The 25,648-nt window shown below is 46.6% G+C and carries 20 protein-coding genes and 1 pseudogene; 8 read left to right on the forward strand and 13 right to left on the reverse strand.

Going from position 1 to position 25,648, the window contains the following annotated elements; translation table 11 throughout:
* Nucleotides 1-71: 71 nt before the first annotated feature.
* Nucleotides 72-4,106 carry an EAL domain-containing protein gene (locus QUA54_RS15585; RefSeq protein WP_333415342.1) on the reverse strand — a complete coding sequence of 1,345 codons (4,035 nt, stop codon included), beginning with the start codon at nt 4,104-4,106 and terminating at the stop codon, nt 72-74.
* 571 nt (nt 4,107-4,677) lie between these two features.
* On the opposite strand from QUA54_RS15585, the gene acnB reads away from it, so the two are divergent.
* The 4 genes from acnB to QUA54_RS15605 all read left to right on the forward strand — a co-directional run bounded on the left by acnB (nt 4,678) and on the right by QUA54_RS15605 (nt 8,997).
* Nucleotides 4,678-7,293: a bifunctional aconitate hydratase 2/2-methylisocitrate dehydratase gene (acnB, locus tag QUA54_RS15590; RefSeq protein ID WP_333415343.1), complete on the forward strand. Its 2,616-nt coding sequence runs from the start codon at nt 4,678-4,680 to the stop codon at nt 7,291-7,293.
* A 253-nt stretch (nt 7,294-7,546) separates the two neighbouring features.
* Nucleotides 7,547-8,008, forward strand: coding sequence for a hypothetical protein (locus QUA54_RS15595; RefSeq protein WP_333415344.1), 462 nt, complete (start codon nt 7,547-7,549; stop codon nt 8,006-8,008).
* A 3-nt stretch (nt 8,009-8,011) separates the two neighbouring features.
* A complete protein-coding gene (locus tag QUA54_RS15600) occupies nt 8,012-8,467 on the forward strand; it encodes a nucleic acid-binding protein (protein ID WP_333415345.1) in 456 nt (151 codons plus the stop codon).
* A 149-nt stretch (nt 8,468-8,616) separates the two neighbouring features.
* Nucleotides 8,617-8,997, forward strand: coding sequence for a cupin domain-containing protein (locus tag QUA54_RS15605; RefSeq protein WP_246276847.1), 381 nt, complete (start codon nt 8,617-8,619; stop codon nt 8,995-8,997).
* A gap of 194 nt (nt 8,998-9,191) precedes the next feature.
* Here the strand turns inward: QUA54_RS15605 and QUA54_RS15610 are convergent, their stop codons facing one another.
* The 5 genes from QUA54_RS15610 to QUA54_RS15630 all read right to left on the reverse strand — a co-directional run bounded on the left by QUA54_RS15610 (nt 9,192) and on the right by QUA54_RS15630 (nt 14,503).
* Nucleotides 9,192-9,851, reverse strand: coding sequence for a pentapeptide repeat-containing protein (locus QUA54_RS15610; protein WP_333415346.1), 660 nt, complete (start codon nt 9,849-9,851; stop codon nt 9,192-9,194).
* A gap of 160 nt (nt 9,852-10,011) precedes the next feature.
* Complete coding sequence (locus QUA54_RS15615; RefSeq protein ID WP_333415347.1) at nt 10,012-11,661, reverse strand: ABC transporter substrate-binding protein; 1,650 nt, start codon at nt 11,659-11,661, stop codon at nt 10,012-10,014.
* Between the two features lie 347 nt (nt 11,662-12,008).
* Nucleotides 12,009-13,463, reverse strand: a complete 1,455-nt coding sequence (locus tag QUA54_RS15620; RefSeq protein ID WP_333415348.1) for an adenylate/guanylate cyclase domain-containing protein — start codon at nt 13,461-13,463, stop codon at nt 12,009-12,011.
* A 70-nt stretch (nt 13,464-13,533) separates the two neighbouring features.
* Nucleotides 13,534-13,878 carry a slr1659 superfamily regulator gene (locus tag QUA54_RS15625; protein WP_333188795.1) on the reverse strand — a complete coding sequence of 115 codons (345 nt, stop codon included), beginning with the start codon at nt 13,876-13,878 and terminating at the stop codon, nt 13,534-13,536.
* A gap of 46 nt (nt 13,879-13,924) precedes the next feature.
* Nucleotides 13,925-14,503 carry a DUF6272 family protein gene (locus QUA54_RS15630; protein WP_333415391.1) on the reverse strand — a complete coding sequence of 193 codons (579 nt, stop codon included), beginning with the start codon at nt 14,501-14,503 and terminating at the stop codon, nt 13,925-13,927.
* A gap of 86 nt (nt 14,504-14,589) precedes the next feature.
* Between QUA54_RS15630 and QUA54_RS15635 the strand changes: the two genes are divergently transcribed.
* Nucleotides 14,590-14,712, forward strand: coding sequence for a hypothetical protein (locus QUA54_RS15635; RefSeq protein WP_333415349.1), 123 nt, complete (start codon nt 14,590-14,592; stop codon nt 14,710-14,712).
* Here the strand turns inward: QUA54_RS15635 and QUA54_RS15640 are convergent.
* Nucleotides 14,709-14,903 (reverse strand): annotated as a pseudogene (locus QUA54_RS15640) (SpoIIE family protein phosphatase); the annotation flags it as partial. The gene QUA54_RS15635 and the pseudogene QUA54_RS15640 overlap by 4 nt on opposite strands.
* Nucleotides 14,904-15,146: 243 nt before the next feature.
* Nucleotides 15,147-15,566, reverse strand: coding sequence for a hypothetical protein (locus QUA54_RS15645; RefSeq protein ID WP_333415350.1), 420 nt, complete (start codon nt 15,564-15,566; stop codon nt 15,147-15,149).
* Between the two features lie 528 nt (nt 15,567-16,094).
* Between QUA54_RS15645 and QUA54_RS15650 the strand changes: the two genes are divergently transcribed.
* Nucleotides 16,095-16,676: a hypothetical protein gene (locus tag QUA54_RS15650; protein WP_333188803.1), complete on the forward strand. Its 582-nt coding sequence runs from the start codon at nt 16,095-16,097 to the stop codon at nt 16,674-16,676.
* A 179-nt stretch (nt 16,677-16,855) separates the two neighbouring features.
* Here the strand turns inward: QUA54_RS15650 and mnmA are convergent, their stop codons facing one another.
* Complete coding sequence (mnmA, locus tag QUA54_RS15655; RefSeq protein ID WP_333415351.1) at nt 16,856-17,944, reverse strand: tRNA 2-thiouridine(34) synthase MnmA; 1,089 nt, start codon at nt 17,942-17,944, stop codon at nt 16,856-16,858.
* A gap of 114 nt (nt 17,945-18,058) precedes the next feature.
* On the opposite strand from mnmA, the gene QUA54_RS15660 reads away from it, so the two are divergent.
* Both QUA54_RS15660 and QUA54_RS15665 read left to right on the forward strand, forming a co-directional pair.
* Complete coding sequence (locus QUA54_RS15660) at nt 18,059-19,708, forward strand: NAD(P)H-hydrate dehydratase (RefSeq protein ID WP_333415352.1); 1,650 nt, start codon at nt 18,059-18,061, stop codon at nt 19,706-19,708.
* Nucleotides 19,709-19,961: 253 nt separating this feature from the next.
* Nucleotides 19,962-20,492 (forward strand): peptidoglycan-binding protein, encoded by a 531-nt coding sequence (locus tag QUA54_RS15665; RefSeq protein ID WP_333415353.1) that lies wholly within the window; start codon nt 19,962-19,964, stop codon nt 20,490-20,492.
* A 395-nt stretch (nt 20,493-20,887) separates the two neighbouring features.
* Here QUA54_RS15665 and QUA54_RS15670 read toward each other — a convergent pair whose 3' ends face one another.
* The 4 genes from QUA54_RS15670 to QUA54_RS15685 all read right to left on the reverse strand — a co-directional run bounded on the left by QUA54_RS15670 (nt 20,888) and on the right by QUA54_RS15685 (nt 25,504).
* Nucleotides 20,888-21,361: a TerB family tellurite resistance protein gene (locus QUA54_RS15670; protein WP_333415354.1), complete on the reverse strand. Its 474-nt coding sequence runs from the start codon at nt 21,359-21,361 to the stop codon at nt 20,888-20,890.
* Between the two features lie 114 nt (nt 21,362-21,475).
* Nucleotides 21,476-23,377, reverse strand: coding sequence for a M61 family metallopeptidase (locus QUA54_RS15675; RefSeq protein ID WP_333415355.1), 1,902 nt, complete (start codon nt 23,375-23,377; stop codon nt 21,476-21,478).
* Nucleotides 23,374-24,054 carry a Crp/Fnr family transcriptional regulator gene (locus QUA54_RS15680; RefSeq protein ID WP_333188812.1) on the reverse strand — a complete coding sequence of 227 codons (681 nt, stop codon included), beginning with the start codon at nt 24,052-24,054 and terminating at the stop codon, nt 23,374-23,376. Before QUA54_RS15680 ends, QUA54_RS15675 begins: the two co-directional genes overlap by 4 nt.
* A gap of 565 nt (nt 24,055-24,619) precedes the next feature.
* On the reverse strand, nt 24,620-25,504 hold the full coding sequence (locus tag QUA54_RS15685; RefSeq protein WP_333415356.1) for an inositol monophosphatase family protein: 885 nt from the start codon (nt 25,502-25,504) through the stop codon (nt 24,620-24,622).
* Nucleotides 25,505-25,648: the final 144 nt, after the last annotated feature.

The raw sequence follows: 25,648 nt of genomic DNA on the forward strand, positions 1-25,648 counted from the left end.
TTATTACCAATTACCAATTACCAATTACCAATTTCCCATTCCCCATTCCCCATTACCAATTTGTACCTCAATCACTTGAGAATTGCTCTATTACCGAGATTTATCAGCATTTCTGTCACTGCGGAACTGTCCAAAGGTTTAGAAAACCAATATCCCTGAGCTAATTCGCAGCCTAGTTCTCGAAGCTGTGCTAACTGTTCGGCTGTCTCCACACCTTCGGCGATCGCATTCAATCCCAAATTGTGAGCCAAAGTCACAATCGCCCGGACAATCTGCAAAGGCTGACCCCCGCCGTCACCGTTTTCGACAGCCCCCAAGCGACTCACAAAAGATCGATCGATCTTCAGCGTATCCAGCGGAAAGCGGTGCAAGTAACTCAAAGACGAATAACCAGTACCGAAATCGTCGATCGACAATCGAATATTTCTATTTTTTAATTGGGCGAGCACAATATTGGCTTTCTTCACATTTTCCACGAGCGCGCTTTCAGTAATCTCCAATTTTAAACAGCTCGGAGCGCAGCCAGTTTCTGCTAAAATTTCATCTATTTGCTCGATCAAATTCGCCAGACCTAACTGTTTCGGAGAAAGATTGACGCTCATTGTTAATTGCGAAGGATCGATAATTGGTAATTGAAAATTGGGAATTGGTAACTGGGAACTTGTATTGAAGGTAGCCGAAGTATTGGTAATTGGGTATTGGGAATTGGTAACTGGGGAGTGGAAATCGGTAATCGGGAATTGGTAACTGGAAATTGGTAATTTTTTACCGATTGTTTCTTCCCTGTTCCTTCTTCCCTGTTCCTCATTCTCTCTATTCCTTAAATCAGTTAAATTCCGTAGATTGCCCGTTGCCCTCTTCCCTCTTCTTTCTTCATTCTTCCTTTTTCTGACTTCCATCGAACTTCTTCCATCTTCCTCGGTTAACATTTCTTGCCAAAGGCGCAATTGCTGACAAGCTTCCCGCAACACCCAGGCTCCCAGAGGCACGATCAAACCTGTTTCTTCAGCTACAGGAATAAAAGTAGACGGCGGCACTAGACCCCGAACCGGGTGATGCCAGCGCACCAAAGCCTCAAAACCCTCGATCGCACCGCTGGCGATCGAAACAATCGGTTGGTAGTGCACAATAAAGTGCGAAGATTGATCCTTGCTTTCCCCTAATTCCTCCTTGCCCAAAATAGCCAACCGCAGGTCATTTTCTAACTGCAACAGCGACATAGTTTGGTCGTGCATCGCCAAATTAAACACCTCGTGGCGGGCCTTGCCCAAAGCTTTAGCGCGGTACATAGCGATGTCAGCATCGCGTAGGAATTCTTCCGGGTGAGTGTAGAGATTCGATTCGCCACTCTCGGCGGTTTCGCCTACACTGAAAACAATGCCAATGCTAGCAGTGGTAAATACTTCGTGCCCTTCGATATGAAACGGCATCGTCAGTTCTTTTTGTATCTTTTTAGCTGCTAGGGTCGCGTCGCTGAGGCTCTGAATGTGGTCTAGCAGGATGGTGAATTCGTCTCCCCCCAGCCTAGCCACGGTATCAGAAGCCCGCACGCAGGTTTGCAGCCGATCCGCGAGGGCGACTAGGAGTTTGTCTCCTAAAACGTGTCCTAAAGAATCATTAACTACTTTGAAGCGGTCTAAATCTAGGAAAAGTAAACCAAATTTGTAATCGGGGGACTGATTGGATCGGCGGATGGCTTGTCCTAGCCTGTCGATGAACAAAACACGGTTGGGCAAACCTGTCAGCGCATCGTGAAAAGCGCCGTGCAGCAGTTGCCGTTCTACTCGCTTGCGCTCGGTGACATCTCGGATAATAATCTGGGCGGCGGTCAAGCCTTGATAAGTAGCGGGGATGCCGACAACTTCAACGTCTATTATTTGTCCGTCGAGCCGCATCAGTTTTTGTTCGGCAAGGTCGATCGGCTTATTTTCTTTCTCGACTAGCCGGATGCGCTCTCTGGCTGTTTCCACATAGTTTGGATGGACGAAATGCAATACCGGAAAGCCGATTAGGGCATCGGGAGAGCTCGCACCCAGGAGTTTAGCGCCGGCAGCATTGATGTAGGCGATTCTCCCTTGACTGTGAACGGCGATCGCTTCAGGAGATAGTTCTACTAAACGGCGATAGCGTTCTTCACTTTCTTGGAGAGATACTATCAACTCGCACCGCTCTTTTTCAGCCTGCTGGCGTTCGACTTCCATTTGGTGAACCGCCAGAATTTTACCGATGCTTTGAGCCATCAATTCTATGATTTCTATTTCCTCGTACTTGAATTTTTTTTTCTTTATTTCTGGCGAACTAAAACTTAAAGTTCCGTAGGTTTTATTGTTAACAAATATCGGCGTCCCGATGTAAGATTCTGATTTGCAGCTTTGATAAGCTGGATGTTCGCGCATCTCTCTGTCGGCTCCTATATGAGAATACGCAACTGTTTTGTTGAGCTTAATGACTGCGGCGCAGTAAGTATCGCTGAGGTTCAATTCTAAGCCTCGCACGAAGTATCCTAAATCTGTTTTCGCTGCCTGCACAATAAAAGTTTCGCTCTCAACTTCAGCCATGATTCCTATAGAAAGTCCAAACATCAAACAGCCTGCTGTTAGATAATCGTCAACCAGTTCTTCAAAGTTTTGATAATGATAAGTTGTAATCCGGTGCAAGTGTTTGAGATTAGCGCTAAAAGCTGCTAAAGCTTGAGAATTTAAAAATAATTCTTCTTCCGAGCGCTGGCGGTCGGTAATGTCTGTTTGCACTCCAATAAAGTGGGTTAAGTGCCGCCGCGAGTTGTAAACTGGAGCGATCGACAGTTCGAGCCAAAAAGGCGTGCCGTCTTTCCTAAAGTTGCGCAGGATAACTTGAGATTCTCTCCCTTCTTCAATCGCAACTCGCAATTGTTTGGCAGCGGCGGTGTCCCTGTCGGCGCCCTGCAACAATCGGCAATTTTTCCCCATTAACTCGTCTCTGCTATAACCGGTGATCCGCTCAAAACTGGGATTGACATAAATAATCGGATTATCTCCAACGGTCGCGTCGGTGATTGCAATGCCGTTGCTGCAACTTTCGATCGCCCGTTCCATCATTTGTAAGCGTTCTTGCGATATGATGCGCTCGATCGCCGCGGCTAATACGTTGGCGATCGCTTCTACAAAATAAACGTCATCTTGACTGAAAACCCGCCCTTGGCTGGTATGCACCCCCAAAATGCCCCAGGCCGGCGAGGAGGAACTGTTCGCTGGTTCTGCTTGTCCCCAGTTGCTTCCCACTCCCCGATTGCCGGGAATGATGACAGTGACGCCGCTGACAGCCCGGTGGTTGTGCAGCAGCGGCAACTCGCTAAAGCGCGTTTCCACGCGCAAATCTTCGACGATAGTCGGTTCGCCCACTAGCAATGTGTAACCTGCTTGCGATCGGGCAGAAGCGGTAACAGTAGCGCTGCCGACGAGGCCCGGCTGCCAGCCAACCCCTGCTCGCAGCATAAAAGCATGGCCAGAGGGCAACAGTTCTAACAACTGACAATAATCAACGTCCAGCGTTTGAGCAATTAAAACCGCAGCTTTGTCCATCAGTGCGGACAAATCTGTTTCAGCCAGGGCCTGCTGCCCCAAGTAAGCGACGGCCGCTTGCTGGCGGGCCCGCAAGTGGATTGACGCGAGCAATTCCTGTTCCTTCGCGGCGGCTCGCTTGCGATCGGTAATGTCGCAGAACACCGACAGAACAGCTTTTTCCGACCGCAATGTCAAATACCGCATCGATACAGTTGCCCAAAACAGCGTGCCGTCAGCTTTTTTAAGGCGGACTTCTGTCTCGCGGACGTGTCCGTTGTCGGCGAGCCGCGACAGCAGTTCCTGGCGGTCTGCGGGATTGTGGTAGAACATTTCGGCTTTTTGGCGTTTTATCGACTTGAATTCTGTGAGCCCGAAAGCCTGACGGCATAAATCGTTGCTATAAAGAATTGTGCCGTCCGCCAGACTGCTGACTATCAGGGGCATCGGCATTGAGTTGGCGATCGTCAGCAGTAATTCTGTCGTTCCTTGCAGCTCTTGATACAAGTCTGACTTGGAGGCACAGCCCTGACAGTCTTCAGAGTTTTCAGGGATAAAACTTTCCATTTGTTAACCGATCCATTAGCAGGACAACTTTTTTCAACTTGCGGTAAATGACGATTTCAGATGCAGAGCATTGGTAACAACTGAAGACTTAATTTCATTTGTCAATCAGTAATATTACTCAAAAAAACTGCTTTTCTAGGAGTGGAAATTGGCGATTTGGGAGTGAGCGGGCATAAATATGGCGCTCGGCATAATTCCTCGATCGCCCGAATGTGGTTTTTCTACTCAAAATCCGAGTAAAATTTGAGCATAATTGCTGATTGACAAATGTTTCCCTAGCTTAACTTGTTAGAAATGGATGCAGAGGACGATCGACAGTAGCCCACAACACATTAATCTTAACCAGAACAATACCAATGAACGCCTTAAACTGCTCGGCTGGAGTTTGATACGATCCAATCTCGGTCGAGAGCACATCTGTCTTTGGTATGAAAATCTACAGTTTTTAAACTTGCGTTAAGTTTTTATGTATGGCGAGGTACTTTACCCAATCAGCAGCGGAAGCTCCTAATCTAAAAAGTAAAGTCACCTGCTTGCCAACCACCGAATACTATCCGAGGAGAGAGGAGAAATGCTTGAATCTTACCGCCGTACCGCTGCCGAACGGGCCGCTTTGGGAATTCCACCGCTGCCGCTAGACGCCCAGCAAACGTCGGAATTGTGTGAACTGCTGAAAAATCCGCCGGCAGGAGAAGAAGAAACCTTAATAGAATTATTGCGCGATCGCGTCCCGCCCGGAGTAGACAGCGCCGCCTACGTCAAAGCTGGTTTTTTAACCGGCGTTGCTAAAGGCGAAATCCACAGCCCCCTAATTGCTCCCAAATGGGCAGTTTACCTGCTGGGGACAATGATGGGCGGTTACAACGTGCAATCTTTAATCGATTTGCTCAATCCCACTGCCGAAACCGCCATTGGCGCTACCGCCGCCCGAGCCTTGAGCAAAACCCTGTTAGTATTCGACGCCTTCCACGACATTCTGACTTTATCCGATACCAATCCCTACGCCAAGCAGGTAGTCGATTCTTGGGCTGCAGCCGAGTGGTTCACCAGCCGCCCCGTACTGCCGGAAGTCATTACCGTTACAGTCTTCAAAGTTCCCGGAGAAACGAATACTGACGACTTGTCGCCAGCACCTCATGCTACCACCCGGCCGGATATTCCCCTGCACGCTTTGGTGATGCTGGAAAGTAAGATACCAGGAGCTCTGCAAACGATCGCAGAGTTGAAGCAAAAAGGCCATCCCGTAGCCTACGTCGGCGATGTTGTCGGCACCGGTTCCTCGCGGAAATCGGCGATTAATTCGGTGCTGTGGCACATTGGCAATGATATTCCGTTTGTGCCGAACAAGCGCAGCGGCGGTTATATTTTAGGAGGTGCGATCGCCCCGATTTTCTTCAATACCGCTGAAGATTCCGGCGCTTTGCCGATCGAATGCGATGTCTCCAAAATGGAAACAGGAATGGTAATTACCATCCATCCCTACAAAGGCGAAATCACCAACGAAGCCGGAGAAATCATCTCCACCTTCACCCTCAAACCCGACACAATTCTAGACGAAGTTCGCGCCGGCGGCCGAATTCCGCTATTAATTGGACGCACTTTAACCGACAAAACCCGCGCAGCTTTAGGACTAGAACCCAGCACTATTTTCACCCGCCCGACTATTCCCACCGATACAGGCAAAGGCTTCACTTTAGCACAAAAAATGGTAGGCAAAGCTTGCGGTTTGTCCGGCGTTCGTCCCGGTACATCTTGTGAACCAGCCATGACAACAGTCGGCTCGCAAGATACCACCGGGCCGATGACTCGGGACGAATTGAAAGAACTTGCTTGTTTGGGATTTAGCGCCGATTTGGTAATTCAAAGTTTCTGCCACACCGCCGCTTATCCCAAACCAGTTGATGTCAAAACTCACCACGAATTGCCGGATTTCATGGCACAGCGGGGCGGCATAGCTTTGCGGCCAGGAGACGGCATTATTCACTCTTGGCTGAACCGAATGTTATTGCCAGATACAGTGGGAACTGGCGGCGATTCTCACACTCGTTTTCCTTTAGGAATTTCCTTTCCTGCGGGTTCGGGATTGGTGGCTTTTGCTGCTGCTTTGGGCGTCATGCCTTTGGATATGCCGGAATCGGTATTAGTGCGGTTTAAAGGTGAATTGCAGCCGGGAGTAACGCTCAGGGATGTTGTGAATGCAATTCCCTATGTGGCAATTCAAAAAGGTTTGCTAACCGTCGAGAAACAGAACAAGAAAAACATCTTTTCTGGGCGGATTATGGAGATTGAAGGTTTGCCGAATTTGAAGGTCGAGCAGGCTTTTGAATTGACCGATGCGACGGCAGAGCGTTCTTGCGCCGGATGCACGATTAAATTGAGTGTAGAGACTGTTTCCGAGTACATTCGTTCCAATGTGGCGCTGCTGAAAAATATGATGGCGCGGGGCTATCAAGATGCGCGGACGATGATGCGCCGGGTGGCGAAGATGGAGGAATGGCTGGCTAATCCGGTGCTGATGGAGGCTGATGCTGATGCGGAGTACGTTGAAATCATCGAAATCGATCTGAACGAGATTAAAGAGCCAATTGTGGCTGCTCCCAACGACCCGGATAATGTTAAGTTGTTGAGTGAGGTTGCGGGCGATCGGGTTGACGAAGTATTTGTCGGTTCTTGCATGACAAATATCGGTCACTACCGCGCCACTGCGAAGGTGTTAGAAGGTGCAGGGGAAGTGAAAACTCGCCTGTGGATTTGTCCGCCAACTCGGATGGACGAACAGCAACTCAAAGAAGAAGGTTATTACAGCATTTTTGGAGCTGCTGGAGCTCGCACAGAAATGCCCGGATGCAGTCTTTGTATGGGAAATCAAGCGCGGGTTAAAGATGCGACAACGGTGTTTTCAACTTCTACTCGCAACTTTAACAACCGCATGGGCAAAGACGCGCAAGTTTATCTCGGCTCGGCGGAATTGGCTGCCGTTTGTTCGCTGTTAGGTAGAATTCCCACAGTCCAAGAATACAACGACATTGTGTCAAAAAGAATCGATCCTTTTGCTAGTGATTTGTATCGGTATTTGAATTTCGATCAAATTGCTGGTTTTGAGGATGAAGGACGAGTGATTGCTTTGGAAGATATGCCTCGCATTGAGGATCTTTTGGGAATTCCCGATGGTGTGTTGAGCAAGTAATTTCATCGAAACTCAGCGAACTGCTTATTTTGAAATGCAGATGAACGCAGGTGTACGCAGATGAATTTTATCTGCGTTCATCTGTGTTAATCCGCTGACATCTGCGGTTACAACAAATCCCATAATCTCCATAAATCATCCCCCGTTTTTTGTTTAAAATATAAGTAGAGGCGAGTTCGATCGCCAATCTCTAATTCCTATCGAGGATATCGACCTGCCAATTCCTATAAATCCGCTTGAGGAGAAAAAAAGTATGTCTGAACGAGCTTTAATCACTGAAAACCCAGAGACACCAACTTCAGCGCCAGAAATTCGCATTGGTAATGAAATGGTAGAGTTTCTCAGTGTAATTCAGCAAACTCCGAGAGAATATTGGCCTAATTTGCTTAAAATGATGAGGTTATTTCTGGAAACTGTGACAGTTAAGCCAGGATTGTCGGAACCCGCCGAGACACCTGAAAATGTAGATTTTACTAAACAGTCGAAGGAGGAAAGTATCAAAAGAAATCAAAAAAATATGAGGATTGCAATACTAGCGGGGCAAAGGAAAGGAAATGAGGATAACGAAAAACCAGAAATTATCGATTCTTTACAGCAGCACGAAGCTTTGAGCAAGCTGTTACAGTCTTGGATAGACGATGGAGATGAACAGGAACAAACAGAAACCGCTGAAGTTCTCCGCAAGGCACTAGAAGAAAACCCGGTGCATATATAGTCCATGAGCAGAATAGTTTTGTTAGATTCTGGACCTTTAGGAATTGTTACAAATCCCAAAGCCGCCTCTCCTTTATCTCAAGAGGGTAAAGTCTGGCTGCAATCTTTGCCGCTAAAAGGTTACATTGTCATGCTTCCTGAAATTGCTGATTATGAGGTGAGGCGCGAATTAATTCGTGCAGATAAAACGGCAGGTATTAGACGACTCGATCAACTTAAATCGCAAATCCCCTACCGTCCTTTGACTACCGAGGTAATGCTTCTAGCGGCTCAGTTGTGGGCGGATGCACGAAACAGAGGAAAGACAACAGCAGAACCCAATGCACTTGACGGGGATGTGATTCTGGCGGCTCAAGCAATATTGGAAGTAAATGCAGGCAATGAAGTGGTGATTGCGACAACAAATGTGGGTCATTTGTCTCAGTTTGTGGATGCTCGCGAATGGCGATTAATCTCATGAAGCTGGATTCTGGGATAAAAACTCAGGAATGAACTCGTTAGCGAAGGTTGCAGAAGCCGATCGCACTTACGGACTTACCCGCTTACCCTATCCCTGATATACTGTTAACTACAGCTATTTTTGCAGACACCGTTAGCGAGATAAATAGGATGGTGGAAACAGTGGACACAATCGAAAAAATTGACGATCGCACACAAACCCGGTTTTGGGGCAAAGTTACAGTCATAGACGCGGGCGATCGTTACAAGATCAATCGCATTGAAGTCAAACCGGGACACCACATCAGCACCCAAATGCACTATCACCGCAGCGAGCACTGGGTTGTCGTCTCCGGTACCGCTAAAGTTATCTGCGACGACAAAGAGACGATTCTCATGCAGAAACAGTCAACCTACGTTCCGATGAATACTGCTCACCGCGTCGAAAATCCAGGCGTTATTCCCCTGGTGATGATTGAAATCCAAAATGGCGAATACCTCGGCGATGATGACATTATCCGCTTCGCCCAAGATACTCAGGAAGAAGATTGAGCCGACATCAAAATATGAAGCAATCGCAGATGCCAGCGAAAAGCTTCTCGCACCGAACAACGATCCGCGCAGCGACCGGAAACGAGATAAATCCTACAAATAAAAAAAATGTAGGGGCAATTTCAGAATTGCCCCTACATTATTATATTAAGCTTTTTAAGCACCAGAGTTTGATATAGCAATTGGCGATCGTCCTACGGCAGAGAAGCGTTTTTCAAATCTACATTTGCCATATTGGCATTCTTTAAATTAGCACCGGTCAAGTCGGAACCGTTCAAATTTGCACCGTTCAAATTTGCATTGGTCAAATTTGCATCCCGCAAGTTGACTCCCAGTACGTCTATTCCCGATACACTGCCACCTCTGAGGCTGATATCAGCTAAATTCGCAACAGACTGGCGAGCATTTCTCAGGTTCGCACCCGCTAAATCGGCGCTTTCTAAATTAGCACCGATTAAATTAGCGCTGGTGAGGTTGGTATTTTTCAAACTAGCAATTACTAAACCGGCCAGACTCAGATTAGCGCGGCTCAAATCAGCACCCTCCAAATTGGCACCGTGCAATTTAGCCCCAATTAAACTCGCACCTTGCAATTTAGCTTTTTTCAGATTTGCTTCGTTCAATTTGGCTTCGTTCAAATTTGCACCGTTCAAATTTGCACCCCGCAGATTCGCACCGCTCAAATCTGCTCCGCTCAGATCCGTACCAGCAAGTTGCGCTCCTGTCAAGTCACATTTGGTACATTTTTTAGTTTCTAATAGTTGCTTGACTTGTGATACGTTTTCAGCTTTTACTCCAGAGGCAAAACCGATCGCAATCAGTAGCCCTGTTGTTGTTAAAATTCCAAGTTTCATATACTTACCCTCAGCAATATCTCTCTTTAATAATATCCCACATTTTTTGAGAGGGTTGGGTGATGGGTCTCTTTCATAAACTGTGACAATCATCACCCTGTTGTGCAGAAAATATGCAATAATAATTGACGTTTCAACTCCTGCAAATTCTTGTAAAGAATTATTGCTTTTTCAGGAACCAAAAAGGAAAAGATTGTGTCGGTTCTAAACGGACGCCGGTAATATTTTTCTGAGCAAAGGTATAGTCCTTATCCTGCCAAAGAGGGATAAAAGGTACATCTTGACCCAGTATATCTTGAATTTCGGCAAAGAGGGCTTTGCGGGTTTGAGGGTTTGGTTCTTTTCGTTGCTTGTCGATCAGTTGATTTACCCGCTCGTTATAATAAAACGAACCCTGACCTTGACTAGCACCCTTTTCACAGCCCCCGGCGGCCGAACCGGTGGCACAATCCAAAAACGGCTGAATATAATTGTCGGCGTCGAAAAAGTCGGCATACCAATCAACTAAAACGGCAGGATAAATCCCCTTCTCTATATTTTGAAACAAAGTCGGAGATTCAACGCTGTTAATTTCAACCTGCATCATCCCGTCCATTTTGAGTTTAGCTTGCGCCTCGATCGTACTTGCCACTAAAGCTCGTTTTGTGGAAGCTGAAGGATACCAAATTTGCAGAACAAAAGGATTTGCGGCCGAGTATCCCGCTTTCGTTAAAAGTTCCTTAGCCTTTGCAGTGTTGGCATCGCCGTACAGTTCTTTAAAAATCGGTTTTTGAACGTCGAAGGTTGTGGGAATCAAACTGTAAAGCGGTTGTGCTTGTCCCCGCAGTACGCGATCGTTAATCAGCGGGCGATCCATCGCTGCGGCGATCGCCTGTCTCACTTCTAACTTATCCAGCGGTTTAGATTTGGTATTCAGCGTCATGTAACTAACCGTACTGCTTTCCCCGGCGATTTCCTGCCATTTGCCTTGTTTTGCTCCCTCGTCCAAGCTGCGAACTTGGTCTGCATCCATAGACAAATAAGCCACATCGACTCCACCAGTCCGAAAACTATTGAACAAATTTGACGAACTAGAAAGCAGCAAAAGGTCAATTCCTTGATTAACTGGTTTTTCTCCCCAATACTTGTCAAACACGTCAAACTTGAGAGAATCGCTGCCGTACTTCGCTAACTTGTAGCGTCCAGTTCCTACAAACGTATCGGGTTTAAATTTACCCTCCCCAATCTCGTAGGCTTTTGGAGAAACTGCACAAATACCGGCAAATGTCAACAGGGAAGGAAAAGCAGCAAAAGGCTTTTTGAGTTGAAAAGTTAATTCGTATTCGCCCGTCGCTTTCACAGATTCTACTGCATCGCTCAACAAGAAAGCAGGACGGCCGGCATTTTTGATAAACCGCTGCAAGGAAAATTCCATTGCTGCGGCGTTAAACGGTGTGTCGTCGTGAAAAATAACGCCTTGACGCAAGGGGATTGTATATGTCAACCCGTCTTGGCTAACTTTTGGAAGTGCTGTCGCTAAGTGGGGAATTAACTCAGTAGTTCCCGACTTGTAAGTGTAGAGAGTATCGCCCAAATTTTGCAGCAGTTGCCCCGATATAATTTCGTAAGCGTCCGCAGGGTCGATCGTCCGCAATTTCAAGGTTGTGCCAATAGTAACGCGGTTATTAACATTTTCGCCGCTCGCATTCACCGATCGATTGGCTCTCTGTCCGCAGCTTGCAGTTAACAAGCAGCACAGACAGAACAGAGCTATAGCTTTAATCACTGAAGGTTTTATAGATATTCTAGGCTGCTGCTTGTTGATTCTCATTGTCTTTTTTTGACACTCCAAATTACTCATAATATTATCACAAAACTCCGGAGAGTTTCAGGGTTTACTCGTGGGTGGGCTAGAAACTTGGTTTTTAGCAAAGCTCCTAGGTTTATTAACGAGCAATATAGTCGGAAACCGGATTTCTGAAGTCGCGAGTGCGATCGCCTCCGCTGGCATTTTGAGTTCCTAATCTGAAACTCTTGGTTTTTCCATACCCTGTGCCTCGGCAAGGGTTGCCCTGATACCGATCGCCTTGAAACCGTCATTCTACGGTTGGTAATCAAAAACTGTCCGAGGTGTTGACTAATGACTAATGACTAATGACTAATGACTAATAACTTGCTTTAAATTCCTTTGAGGAGCGATCGCCAATCCCGACAGCGTTTCAGGTAAATACGAGCTACCGGATCGCTGGGATTTTTCCGCAAACACTCTTCAAACAATTTTCCCGCTTCCCGGAATTCCTTGCGATCGCACAGTAACATAGCTTCAGTATATACGGGCAAATTTGCTAGCTTAGCCGACCTAATTTCTGGCGGATCGGCATCAAATACCTCATAGACTACGACGTATTGAGATTTTCCTTTTACCTGTACTTTATCCACAATCCGAATAGCATAATCAGCCGGATTTCGCAACCGTTGCAAAGTCTGCTGAGAAATTAACAGAGGTACGCCGTAATCTTTGGTCAATCCTTCAATTCGAGATGCCAAATTAACAGCATCGCTAATCACAGTGCTGTCCATTCGGCTTTTACCCCCGACTGTCCCCAGCATCAAAGAGCCAGAATTGATGCCAATGCCAATTTGAATTGGGATGTAGCCGACTTTTTGACGGTGTTCGTTGTAATTAGTTAGGGTATTTAACATTGCAATACCCGCTTTAACTGCATCATCTGCACAGTCGCTAAACAGAGCCATAATTGCATCGCCGATGTATTTGTCAATAAACCCGTTATTGCTAGTAATGGCAGGCTCCATCCGCGAAAGGTAAGCATTGATAAATTTAAAATTTTCTTCCGGCGTCAGAGTTTCCGAAAGCGCCGTGAAGTCGCGAATATCCGCAAACATTACCGACATTTCCTGCTGCACTTGGTCGCCTAAATTGACATCTATAATACTTTCATATCCCAACAAATGTAGAAATTGATGTGGCACAAATCGCCCGTATGCATCAGTTAAGTCTAATTCGGCAGCTAGGGATTCTAGGGATTTATTCAATTTTAGATGGCGCTCAGCTTCAGATTGTTTTCGTTCCGTGATATCTTGAAAAACTGCGATCGCAAAAGCAACTTTGCCACCCTCATCAAAAATTGGCGTTCCCAAAATCTCAACGGAAACTTTCTTATCGGGTTGATGAATTTCAAGATCGTCAGATTTCGCGCTTTCGCCCCTCAAAGCTCGGACGATCGGCAAATTCTCGTAAGGGTAAATAGTATCAGTTCCCGCGATATAAATCTGATAACTTTCTGACAAATCCTCAACTGCATTTAACGGCAAAACCCCTTTACCGAATAACTGCTTTCCGGCGTGATTGACGTAGTAAGGTCTGCCTCGAGCATCGAGGACGGCCACGCCTATCGGAATCGCTTCCAGAAATTTAGCCAGCTTGATTTCGCCTTCTCGCACCGCCTCCAATGCCCGATAGCGCAACTCTGTTTCAATCGTATCTGAATGTTCTGCAGTAGTTTCCAGCAAGATTTCCAGATCCGCTTTTTCCTCCTTCAAGTCTTCCACTTGCTGGCGCAATCTTTCTATCTCTAAAAGTAGGTGTTCTCTAGATGGTTCTTCTTCCAGCATAACCTGAGAATTTGCGCCTCGACTAACAGAAAATTGCTCAACAGCCCGTACCCTAAAAGTAATCGTGTGTCTATAGTAATTCCAACTGCAAACCAGGCATCAGGCGCTGGAAATTCTTCAAAGATTTACCTTGCCAAGCTATGCGTTGGGAACCTTGTACTGCCATTTGCACCCGAGCTTTTTGTCGCACCTCGATAATAAACTTCGACAGCATATTGATGCCACCACTGTTCAAAAATTCTAACTGCTGCAAATTGAGGGTTATTTTCGTCTGTTCCACGTCGGCTACCTTGCCCAGAAACTGCATTATCGGTGCGTACTCCGCAGGCCCCCTCAGCCTGAGAGAGCCAAAAAAACTCACGGTTGCCGTTGCTGGATCGTAACAGATCCGGTAATCTTCTGTCTTAATTTCCATTGTCGCAAAAAAAATTTCCTTAGATATTATCGATCGTCAGCGTTGCTTATACTGTTAATTGCACCATAGTTGTCACCGCAATTACTTCCGGGTCTTTTTGTACGGTCTGGAATTTCCAGCCAATTTTGGCGGTATAATCGGTGAGCATGGTCAACAAACCCAATCCAGAATCGATACATTTTTCGTCAGCAGCATTTTTTTCCAACTGTTGAATGTAAAGCTCGCTCGGCTCGGAGGCCAGCAACTGCTGAATGTAAGCCTGAAACTTTTCCACAGCTTGCGGAGAGATACTGTTAGCAACTGAGAAAATCACTCTGTCGCTCTCTAATTGCAGTTTAATGTCGATCGGGTACTCCGAGGTTTCATCATTAAACTTCATAGCATTTTCTAATAACTCGTTAGCAATGTAGCTAACGGCGCTTTTCACTTCAGCTTGTCTTTCAATTGTCGAGGGATCGTCTTCATTTCCCGGAAAAAAAGTCGTCAAGTAGTCAGCCAGAAAATCAGCCGACAAACCGTTGTTCCGCCACCGCTGCTTCAGGGGGATCGAACTCGGAGAAAAGCCAATTATTAAGTATTCTTGGCTAGCTGACTGCTCGATGAAATCGCCGAAAGTCTGAATCATATCGATGTGAGAGGTAAAGTTTGAGAAGAGAAACATTACTGTATATATTTTAAGCTTGAGAAGAGAGATTTAATTAACTATTTTGTTTGAGTACCAGCAATGTGAAGTCATCAAAAACTTTTTGTTCGCCGATGTGCGATCGCACGTCCTTAATTACAGCGTGGCTGATTCCGGCAGTGGAACGCTGCCAATTAATCTCTATTACCTAAATTAACCTATCTAAAGCATAAAGCACTTTATCAATATTTTCAGCTTCCGTAATCCCGTCAGTGTACAGCACAAGCACATCTCCTGAATGCAACTGCACAATTTTTTCAGCAACAAATTCAGCAATATCTGCATCCAGCCAGATCGGGAAACCCAAATCGACCGTATCAAACCGCTCGACAGAACCGTCTGCTCGAAAGAGTAATTAGTTGCGCTCTTTCTTCGGGTGTGGCATCGGAATGCAGGCTAATTTTATGAGAAATTAGCCTAATCTCTGACAAGATTTTTTGCATCTCTGGAAGCTTCAGCAAAGTAGCATTCATTAAATAATAGGTATCCAAATCTGGAGCTGAAATCTGATTGGAAGTATCGCAGACGCGAGCGCTCAGTCTATCAATGTCGCCAGCTAATGGTTGATATACAAAATTTTAATTTTCTAAACTCCACTGACTGTGGCGAAGTTTGAAGTTTTGCCAATCTTGATAAAGCTTAATAAACTTTGAATACAAATTAATAGGTTTCGGAGCTGGATCTCGGTATTGACCAGGGATTGAAAGTTCGCGTCCATCTTAGCTTCTAAATCAGCTCTCGTATCTGGCAGGCTTAAATTTGTATTTAAAGGCTGATAATTTAAGAGTTGAAGTTTCGGTATGTATTCCCTCCACTGGCGCAGCCAGCGCAGGTATTGATTTCTGTAGATTTCTTTTGGGAAAAAATCAACCCTGCTGTTAATTTCCGAAATCAGCAGGTACATGACCAAGGTTAACGGTATTGCAAATATGAAACCGATTAAGGTAAATTTTTGAGGATAGCTCAGCCTATTCATTAAATGGATGCCCAGGGATTTTCTGTTCATAGTCGATAGATTTCAACAATATTGTACTAAAAAAGTAGCGATCGCTACTAAAGTAGTTTCGAGGACGATCGCTCTAAAAAACCACAATGCTAATACAATTAATCAGCTATCGCTGATTTAATTTCTAATGCGTTTTCGTCCTGTTGCAACAAATTTTGTGGCATCTCTGTGATATCCTTGGCTCAGCTCGCCTCCCACAGTCTAAAACACCTTTAGCAGTTTTGGAACGATGAATAGTTATTTGTACTGAAATTTTTGGGCAGAATTATATGCTTTTAAGAATATTTACTTAAGCATAAATTTTTCTTAATACCCCCAGACTAAGGGTAAAAATTAAGTAATAACTGGGTAGTGCAAGTTTCCTGATACACAAGTGCCCGCAGCGAGTAGAAAATACTTGGGCCGCACCAGCAGTCAAGTCGGTTCTGCACAAAGGAACCAACAGCACCACCAACAGTGTCTCAATCAGTATCTGCAGTTGAGTGTTCAGGAGCGATTGCGCATTGTGTAAAGTGAGGCAGAAAGCATATGATGAAACGAATCTCCAAAAATAACTCTCAAAACAATCAAAACCGAGACCAAAAGCAGCCCAATCCTTTAATATTGGCTTTGGTGCTAACAGGAATTCTGGCGTGGGAAATGTATCCGGCGCTAAGACAAACCGCAGCAGCTAACGCGGGCGCTCTCAAACATTCCCTCAGCCTGTTGGAAAGCCAACCACAGCAAATCGCGCAGCAATTTTCCGCTGCCGCGATGCCCCAAAAAATCAGCTATTCGGTATTTGCACTCAATAGTCTAATTTCCGAACCGGGCAATTTGGCCGAGGGTACGCGCCAAAATCCCCCGAACCAATTGCCCGCAACTGTAGCAGCAGCAGTTCGCCAAAACTTGTCGCGCTCCACTGGCATTGCTGCTGACAAGTTGAAAGTAACTGAATCGAGCAGACAAAGTTGGTCAAATACTTGTTTAGGACTCGCAAAAGCTGATGAAATTTGCGGTCAAATGATTGTCAAAGGTTGGCGGGTTGTGGTTTCTGATGGTAGGCAAACTTGGGTTTACCGCACTAATGCTAGGGGAAATGTGTTGCGCTTGGAAAAGAAAGTTAGGTAAATTTACCCTTGTGAAATGAAAAATAAATTTCCTTTTGGAACAGGCTTTCGGGCCTGTTCCAAAAAGAGTGAGTTTTTTGTGGGTGGGGATCACAAACAGGCAAGATGCCTGTGAAGCGAAGAGTGTGTTTTTTTTGTGGGTGGTTTCTTGTGGGGTGGGCTTCTAGCCCGCCCCTTGCCTTAATTTGGGAGTTGGTTTCTTTCGATAATGCCGCCGCCCAAGAGCAGGTCTCCGTCATACCAAACAGCCGCTTGTCCGGGGGTAACGCTCAACTGCGGTTCGTCAAAAATTAACTTAACTCTTGTACCGCCGGCTTTTTCTTCTCCCGCAGTTTCCAGGGGAATTACAGTCGCTGAGACGGGGTGCGATCGATATCGAATCTGTACCTGAGCCCGAATCGGAGCCATCGGCGCAGCCACAGAAACCCAATTCACTTTCTGGACAGTACATTCAGATTCTACCGCCAACTGCCGATCGCCCACAACTACCCGATTGCCAGCAGCATCGAGTTCAATCACGTACAGCGGTTCCGGTGCAGCAATCCCGAGTCCCTTCCGCTGGCCGATGGTGTAGTGGTGCACGCCGTCGTGCTGTCCGAGCACCCGCCCTGACTTGTCCACAATGTCACCCTTTTGCGGCGCAATGTACTTATCCAGAAAAGCCCGCATCGAACCGTTACTTTCCACTAAGCACAAATCCTGACTTTCCGGCTTATCAGCAGTTTTCAAGCCAAATTCCGCCGCAATTCTGCGAGTTTCAGTCTTGGTAATTTCCCCCAAAGGAAACTCCGTACCCGCCAGCAAATCCTGTGTTAGATCGTACAAGAAATAAGACTGATCTTTAGCAGGGTCGATCGCCCGCAGCAACTGATAGCGACCAGTAGCAGCATCGTAAGTAATCCTAGCGTAGTGCCCTGTAGCAATTTTTTCAATTCCGAGTTCTTCGCGAGCATACTTGAGCATCGGGCCGAACTTCACAGTTTTATTGCACTGCGAACAAGGCAGAGGCGTAATTCCTGCGCTGTAACCTTCCACCAAATAATCGACAATACTTGCCTGAAAGACCTCGCGGCTGTCAACAATGTGGTGGGGTACGCCCAAATCTTCGCAAATTTTAGCTGCATCGACCATTCCCTCAGAGCAGCACTGACCTTTGCCCTTCATCAACCACAGCGTTAAACCCACCACTTCATATCCCTGATGGTGTAAAATTGCGGCTGCTGCGGAACTATCGACCCCGCCGGAGAGGCCTACAACAATCTTGTTCATGGTTGGAGAGAAATTGCTATTTTACTGTGAGTTAGTTCGATCGAGCTAATTTATTATACCACAAGAATACTACAACTTGCCACTCCTGCTGTTAGCTGAAATTTTAACACTAATATGACTATTGAAAAATTTGTTGTCACCGCCGACCAAATGCGGCAAATAGAAACGAGAATTTTTGCTGCTGGAATGCCAGTCGCAGCTTTAATGGAAAAAGTCGCGGGACTGATTGCTAGACGCATTCAGGAGCTTTTGAAGGGGGAAGGAAGTTCGGCAACAGATTGTATAACGGATGTAACGGATAGAAGGAAGAGGGGAGAAGGGAAAAAGATTGACAATTCTCAATTGCCAGTTATCGGCGTATTGGTTGGGCCGGGACACAACGGCGGCGATGCTTTGGTTGTTGCCCGCGAATTGCACTTTCAAGGGTTCCAAGTAGTTATTTACTGCCCGTTTTCTAAACTAAAAGAACTAACCAAAAATCACGCTGATTATGCGCGCTGTTTAAATATTCCATTTGTTGACAAAATTGACCAGCTTAAAAACTGCGATTTGCTCGTAGATGGTTTATTTGGATTTGGATTAGAACGAGAAATTAATAACGCTACCGCCGCAGCTATTGATGAAATAAATAATTTAACTATACCCATTTTTAGTATAGACATTCCCTCGGGAATTCATACAGATACCGGAGAAGTTTTGGGAATGGCTATCCGGGCAAAACATACATTATGTTTGGGTTTGTGGAAAATGGCATTTCTGCAAGACAGAGCGTTAGAATATATCGGCAGTTCCGAATTAATTGATTTTGATATTCCCGCAGCAGATCTTGCAGCAATATTGGGCGAAACGCCAGCAGTACAACGCATTACAACAGCATTCGCAACTCAGCATTTGCCGTTACCCCGATCGCCAATTTCGCACAAATACACCAACGGTCACTTACTAATGATTGCAGGTTCCCGCCGCTACAGCGGAGCCGCAATTTTGGCAGCATTGGGAGCAAGAGCCAGCGGTGTCGGAATGCTGTCAATAGCTGTTCCTGAGTCGATTAAACCGATGTTGAGCAGTCAGTTGCCAGAGGCATTAGTTATAGGATGTCCCGAAACCCAAAGCGGTGCAATTAGCGAGTTGCCAGTAGCAATTGATTTGAACCTCTATGATGCGATCGCCGCAGGGCCAGGTCTGACATTGGAAGCGGCAATAGCTGTAGAATCTGTACTGGAGAGCGATCGACCTCTCGTGTTAGATGCTGACGGTTTAAATATCCTCGCTCAACTCGGCACAGTCCCCATTTTGTCCGAACGCTCAGCACTGACAATTATCACGCCTCATCCGGGCGAATTCAAGCGTTTATTTCCCGAATTAGCCGACGAAACCGGCGACGATCGAATTGCCGCAACTCAAGCAGCAGCTCAGCTTTGCGGTGCAACGATATTGCTCAAAGGAGCCAGAGTTTGCATAAGTTGGAAGGATGAGGGCGATTCCCTACGGGATAGCTGCGCTTCACGTACCATCACCTACCTCAATCCCGAAAGCACCCCAGCCCTCGCCAGAGGCGGCAGCGGCGACGTTCTCACAGGCTTGTTAGGGGGACTATTAGCAACTGCGCTCGCCCGCAAATCCCCCGCCGAATCAGTTGCTGCAACAGCAGTTTGGTGGCACGCTCAAGCCGGAATCATGGCAGCCAAAGAACGGACGGAATTAGGAGTAGATGCCTTTACTTTGACACAGTATTTAATTCCAGCTTTGCGAGAATTTTCTTAGTAAACAATCAACAGGAGTTGGTAGGGTGCGCACCGCGCACCTTTGTATTTTGTGTACCCACCGCGAACCCTACCCGTTACTTTGTAGTGACGACGGAAGTCCTCATAAAAATCTTACGACAAACCAATGGGTAACTCAAACGAGTGACACTCAAATGAGTGACACTCCAAAAAGTGACTGTGCACTCACAAATCCCACCAGTTATACCTGAAATATCAAAAACCAAAACTTAAATGTTGAGAGGAACCACATTATGTACACCGAAGAAAGAAGCCTGAACAATGAAACTATGGCTCTCGTCGCCGATACTACTTCTCAATCAACTCTTGCATTTGCTGAAACCGCTGGAGTGAACAAACCCACTTTACAAATCGGTTCAACAGGTCAAGCTGTCACGGAACTACAACAGCTTCTATATCATTGGGGATATTATTTCGGCCCGATGGACGGTATCTTCGGCGTCCAAGTTCAAAACGCCGTCAAAGGCTATCAACACCGAGTCTTTTTAAAAGAAGATGGGATTGTGGCTTCTATAACTTGGGAAGCACTATACTCTGGTGCACCTGTGAATATGCCGATCGTCATGAAAGGCAGTTCTGGCAATCCTGTTAAAATTGTTCAGAATGTCTTGAAAATCAATGGATACTATTTCGGTTCGATTGACGGATTCTTCGGGACGATGACAGATGTAGCAGTGCGACAATTACAAATCAGCAAGGCTTTACCGCAAGATGGAATTGTCGGCTATAGAACTTGGCACGCCCTCAGCAAGTTACCGCACTAATAACTGCTTGGATTCACTTTCAGCGATCGCCAAAAATCGGTAGCTCAATTAGGGATTTAGGCTTTGCTTAAGTCCCTAATTATCGTTAAGGGGAAGGCTGGGCGCGGGAAGGGCGATCGCAAATTCTGTTACTGTTCCTGGCGATGAAAAATATTTTTAACTTTCTGGTGTTTTTTGGTTACTATATGGTAGGAAATTGGTAGTCCCCATCGGCTACCTTTCCCTTCAGTTTTAGTTGTAAATAGTTGCACTCAGAAAATTATTATTCCGATACTTACCTAACAAGATTTACGCATGGGGGGCTTATTCCCGGTTTCTACGAAAAATTTCAGGTTGAGTAACGAGAAATCTAGGAATCAACCGGGTTTTTAAGCCAAGCGCGCGCAAGTCCCGAACTAACCTTTGATGAACTTTTCTAATTTTTTAGCCAGCTTCTCCACAATTCCATCCGAAGTACCTCCCGGCGATGCTTCTCCTTCAATACGCTTGACCGCATCCTCTGGAAGATTAAGCAACTGCACTAATTTTTGATAAGCGGCCGCTTCTTCAGCGTTAATTTTTGGTTCGTCGGGAGTGCGAGAACTAGATGAAATCACTTCATAGCCGAGTTGCAAGACTAATTCCTTTTCATCTTGAGTTTCTAGTTGACCGATCAACTCGTCAAGGGGGATATTTTGCATGATGTAATCCCGCAATTCTTGTTGCATTTGTTGTCCGTCGGTATCTGGGGCAAACAAACCGCAAAAGCGATCGAGCATTAAATTAACTTCTTCTGTCGCGAGTTGACCGTCAGCCCATGCCATAGAAGCCACAATTCTCAGCAGATTCATCTGGCGGGGCGTAATTGATGGAGGAGGTGGGGTTTGCATAATCAAAATTGGTAATTGGTAATTGGGAATTGGGAATTGGGAATTGGGAATTGGGAATTGGTAATTGAGCCTGATTCCTTCTTGTCCTTTCTTTCCCTTTCCCCTTCATTTATGTCACAATTTCGATAAAGGAACTCCCAGCCATCCAGTAAAGTTTTGTTTCTGAATAGCGGTGGGCTGTTCCACCGGCACGATCGAGTAACGGCCAGGTCGCGGCGGGGCGAGAGTAACGCGACAAGTCCGCAGTTCGTCTTGGTGAAAAACCGTCACCTCTATTGTGTCCCCGGGCTGATAATCTTTAAGCCTCTCGCCCGCTTGTTCTGAATTTACCCGAAAACCTTCGATCGCCAGCAACTCGTCCCCAGCGTCAATTCCCGCCAATTGTGCCGGAGATCCTACCTCGACAAATTTAACCATTTCCCGCCCGTTTTCCGATCCCAACGTCCAACCGATGCGAGGCGTTTGGTCAGTTTCATCTACCCAAATTTGCAGCCCGAAAGGTTCGAGATATTTGTTGTAAGGTAACTCTTCTGTACCGTCTATATAGCGGGCGAAAAAGTCGCTCAAATCGATGCCGGCGACGGACTCGATCGCACTTTGCAACTCTTCGGGAGTAAAGCCTATTTCTGCAGACAGCGAAGGAGAATTTAACTCTCCGTTGGATGTCAGGTGCGCCGCCTTGGCGTCTGTTTCCGACTTCAGGTCAAAATCGCCATTTTGGGCCGAATTAACATTTCCAAACTGCTGCCACATCAAACGCATCACATCGTCGAGCGATCGCTCGTTGCCGTGTCTGGCTCGAATCAACAAATCGAGCAAAAATGAAACAACTTCCCCTTTTAAATAATAGGAAATCTGCGAATTGTCGCTATTAGCATCCCGGCGATAAAGTTTAATCCAAGCATCCCAGCTCGACTCGCTGACAGGCTGCACGCTCCGCCCCGGAGTAGTCTGCAAGCGATTGATTTCCTTAGCCAGATTTTGAAAGAAACCCTTCACGCCGTAGATCCCAGCTCGAAAAGGAATTACCAAATCGTAATAACTGGTAGTGCCTTCGGAGAACCACAAAGAAGGAGTATAATTTTCTTGTTCGTAGTCAAATACTTCGAGAGCTTTCGGTCGAATGCGCTTGACATTCCACAGGTGAAAAAACTCGTGAGCTACCAACTGAATAAAGCGTTCGTACTTTTCTTTAGCCCGAAAGCCAAAACGCGGATAGTTCAGAGTGCAGCTCTCTTTGTGTTCCAAACCGCCAAAACCAGAGCCGGACAAATGCAGGAAAAACACATAGCGTTCGTAAGGCAAACCGCCGAACATTTTTGCCTCGACTTCGATAACTTTTTGGATGTCTTGAATCGCCCGCTCTGGTTCTAAATTGCCTTTTCCCCAAACTACTAGCTGGTGGGGTTTTCCCATCATTTCAAACTCGTATACTTCGTGACAGCCAATCTCAAAAGGACTATCGACAAGGGTATCAAAATCCGCAGCAGCGAAAGTAAGATTTTGCCCTGAAACAGGCGGCAAAGTAGAAACGGTGCGCCATTGGGGCTGAGGCGGCACAACGGTCACGGTGTAGCAGTTGCGCTCAAAACCGGGCAAGAAAAAACACAAAGCCGCCGGATTGAAATAACCGTGAGTCGAGTCTAAATGATTGGTTCGCACTGTCAGTTCGTTGGCAAAAATGCGGTAGCGAACCGTGACATCTGACACCGAATCGGTCTCAATTTGCCAGTGATTTTTGCTGAGCTTGCGCCAAGGTAAAGCTCGATCGCCTCCTAGCGAGCTAAAATCTTGCAGGTGGCGGGCGTACTCTCGAACCAAATAAGAACCGGGAGTCCAGACAGGCATTTTTAAATCCAGAACCGGCTTCGACCAACCTTGCACGCGCAAAGTTACTTCAAACAGGTGGGATTCAGGATTGGGCATCGCCACCGAATATTGAATTGTCGGTGCTGTTAGTTGCCCTTGACGGTTGCCGGCAGCCGACGAGGTATCCAAAGAAGTAACATCAGTCATTGACTTGCCAAATTAATCAAGTGCTTGAGGTTGATCAAATGGATAGTTTGGTGGTCGGGATCGATTTTGATCCAACCCTTACTATCGAGTTTTTCCATAATTTTGCTGGTTTCATCTAGGGTGATATCTGTGACATCAGCTAAGTCTTCATAAGGAATATTGAAGATATCTTTGCCCTCAGCAGTTTTCTGACCGTAGTTTTCTGCCAGCTCGACTAAAGTATTTGCTAGTTTAACCGCTGGCTGGCGGTTGCGGAGTTGATACCGGAGATTGGTTTGGCGCAGCCGCCGTACCATCAGTTGCAGCATCCGGTGGTGCAATTGCGGGTCTTTAAACAGGGTTTGAATAAATCGCTGAGCTGTGACGCTCAGAAGCCGCACGGGCGATAGAGCAAGTACATCATTAGATCGGGGAGATTCGTCAAGAATAGCCATTTCGCCGAAGAAAGCACCCCGTCCTAAAATAGCCATTGATACAGCTCGATCGTTTGACAAGCGCCGAACTTTTACCCAGCCAGACACGACAAAGTAAATCGCGTTGCCCCAAGAATCCTCCATCACCACAGCTCGGCCCGGGGGATACTCATGCTTGACGGCATTTGATAGCAGCCCTCCCAAGGTTTCTGGGTTAGCACCCTTAAATAGAGGGAATAGCTCACTGAAAGCTTCTGTCTTCATCAAAAAAATGGGTAGAAACTCCGTCCTTCTAGGACGGCTTTATATTGTCTTTTTTTGATTACTACCGCCTTGGGACTGGTTGGCTCGGTGTGCTTTTGTGTTGCACTTTCAGCGGGACAATTACCGCATCAAACTTCCCAGCCCTGTACGCATAGTGTTTTGCTCTTTCGAGCCTCCCTTTCGGGGTGATGTTAGCCTCGCCAAGGTTTTAAGAGCTTGTTGGGCTGAAAGCACTGCCCCAGTGACCTTAGAGCTGTTTAACCTTCAGCGACAGAGCGGAAAACTGGCTTCGCATTCTCCGGTGTCGTGACTCAAAAAACGTAGTCAGTTAAGACTTAGGCTGGTCAGAATGGCTTGTCAGATTACTCTTCCAAGCCTCACGCCTTTAGGCTGAGGTTCCTGACGCAAACTCGCGGAGGTGGGAAATATGATTAGGCGACACCCAACAGCTAGGGAACGATCGATGTTTGGGAACACAAACAATCTGTTGCTCCTTTAATTGATGATAAGGGTGCAGAGGCGCGCTTCACGTAATAATCGGCAGATTCTTTAATCTTAAACGGGTTTACAAGCCTGTCACTGCCTGTTGAACTTTGCCCAACAGAGGTTCTATGTAATCCGGCCAGCCGATCGCGATTGACTGAGTGTGGGCCAGAGTCTCCGGCTCGATCGCATCTGCCGTCCACCTCAGCGGTTGACCTTGCAAGTCGCAACAAATCAATCCGGCTGCTTTTGCTAGAGCCAGAGGGCCGGCGGTATCCCACACTTTAACTCTGCCGTTGAGATACAGGTACAAACCGGCTCTACCGAAGATAACTTCCATCACTTTTAAGCCAAAGCTGCCCAGCGAGTAAAATTCGGCTCCGGGGATGCTTTGGGCGATCGCCCGGGCGTAGTTTTTCTGGTCTTTGTCTCCGAGAATAATTTTACAATTTTCTGCTGTCGGGGCCGGGGGCGCGCACAGGGCGATCGCCTGGGGCGCTTGGGCTCCCACAGTTTGGAACAATCCCCAATCTTTGCCGCCAAAATACATTTGGTCAAAAGCCGGGGCGTAGAGCCAGCCGGCCACAGGTTCTCCCTCCAGCAGCAGCCCCACCATCGAAGCGTAGTGCAGTTTTCCCCGAATAAATTCTTCAGTCCCGTCGAGGGGATCGATGCACCAGAGGCGCTGGTAATTGGCGCGGTAAGCTGCTCTGGAGGCGCTGTTTTCCTCAGTGATCCAGCCGTCTTCAGGAAACAAAGCGCTAAATGCTGCCGATAGTTGTCGGTCTAGGTATTGATCGATACTCGTCACGTAGTCGTTGGGCCCTTTCTCGGAAACTTCAAAAGGTTCGGCTGCGAGCTTGTAAGCTTCTTGACCGCACTCGCGCAGGGTGTAGCGAATTTTTTGGTCTTGCTCTGGAGAAATATACATGAGGTTAAACATAAATGCTTTAGCTAACTTCAGCATAAAAGCTTAAGTCCTTGGAATCGATCGGCGCGTGTCACTGTTTTTGATTCGTACAGGATTTGCGCGCGGGTGTAGAGAAACACGGTTTCCTAAACATCAGCACTGTTGCGATACAAGCCCCAGACAGGATTGGTGGAACTCACA

This window comes from Microcoleus sp. MOSTC5, assembly GCF_036701825.1.
GTDB classification, from domain to species: Bacteria; Cyanobacteriota; Cyanobacteriia; order Cyanobacteriales; family Microcoleaceae; genus Microcoleus; species Microcoleus asticus.

Bases quoted from the DNA above. Each gene is read 5' to 3' on its own strand.
- QUA54_RS15645 (WP_333415350.1), bottom strand. From the start codon at position 15,566: ATGAACAGAAAATCCCTGGGCATCCATTTAATGAATAGGCTGAGCTAT.
- QUA54_RS15630 (WP_333415391.1), bottom strand. From the start codon at position 14,503: ATGATTCAGACTTTCGGCGATTTCATCGAGCAGTCAGCTAGCCAAGAA.
- QUA54_RS15600 (WP_333415345.1), top strand. From the start codon at position 8,012: ATGAGCAGAATAGTTTTGTTAGATTCTGGACCTTTAGGAATTGTTACA.
- QUA54_RS15660 (WP_333415352.1), top strand. From the start codon at position 18,059: ATGACTATTGAAAAATTTGTTGTCACCGCCGACCAAATGCGGCAAATA.
- QUA54_RS15585 (WP_333415342.1), bottom strand. From the start codon at position 4,106: ATGGAAAGTTTTATCCCTGAAAACTCTGAAGACTGTCAGGGCTGTGCC.
- acnB (WP_333415343.1), top strand. From the start codon at position 4,678: ATGCTTGAATCTTACCGCCGTACCGCTGCCGAACGGGCCGCTTTGGGA.
- QUA54_RS15620 (WP_333415348.1), bottom strand. From the start codon at position 13,463: ATGCTGGAAGAAGAACCATCTAGAGAACACCTACTTTTAGAGATAGAA.
- QUA54_RS15665 (WP_333415353.1), top strand. From the start codon at position 19,962: ATGTACACCGAAGAAAGAAGCCTGAACAATGAAACTATGGCTCTCGTC.
- QUA54_RS15595 (WP_333415344.1), top strand. From the start codon at position 7,547: ATGTCTGAACGAGCTTTAATCACTGAAAACCCAGAGACACCAACTTCA.
- QUA54_RS15685 (WP_333415356.1), bottom strand. From the start codon at position 25,504: ATGCTGAAGTTAGCTAAAGCATTTATGTTTAACCTCATGTATATTTCT.
- QUA54_RS15675 (WP_333415355.1), bottom strand. From the start codon at position 23,377: ATGACTGATGTTACTTCTTTGGATACCTCGTCGGCTGCCGGCAACCGT.
- QUA54_RS15650 (WP_333188803.1), top strand. From the start codon at position 16,095: ATGATGAAACGAATCTCCAAAAATAACTCTCAAAACAATCAAAACCGA.
- QUA54_RS15610 (WP_333415346.1), bottom strand. From the start codon at position 9,851: ATGAAACTTGGAATTTTAACAACAACAGGGCTACTGATTGCGATCGGT.
- mnmA (WP_333415351.1), bottom strand. From the start codon at position 17,944: ATGAACAAGATTGTTGTAGGCCTCTCCGGCGGGGTCGATAGTTCCGCA.
- QUA54_RS15605 (WP_246276847.1), top strand. From the start codon at position 8,617: ATGGTGGAAACAGTGGACACAATCGAAAAAATTGACGATCGCACACAA.
- QUA54_RS15680 (WP_333188812.1), bottom strand. From the start codon at position 24,054: ATGAAGACAGAAGCTTTCAGTGAGCTATTCCCTCTATTTAAGGGTGCT.
- QUA54_RS15625 (WP_333188795.1), bottom strand. From the start codon at position 13,878: ATGGAAATTAAGACAGAAGATTACCGGATCTGTTACGATCCAGCAACG.
- QUA54_RS15670 (WP_333415354.1), bottom strand. From the start codon at position 21,361: ATGCAAACCCCACCTCCTCCATCAATTACGCCCCGCCAGATGAATCTG.
- QUA54_RS15615 (WP_333415347.1), bottom strand. From the start codon at position 11,661: ATGAGAATCAACAAGCAGCAGCCTAGAATATCTATAAAACCTTCAGTG.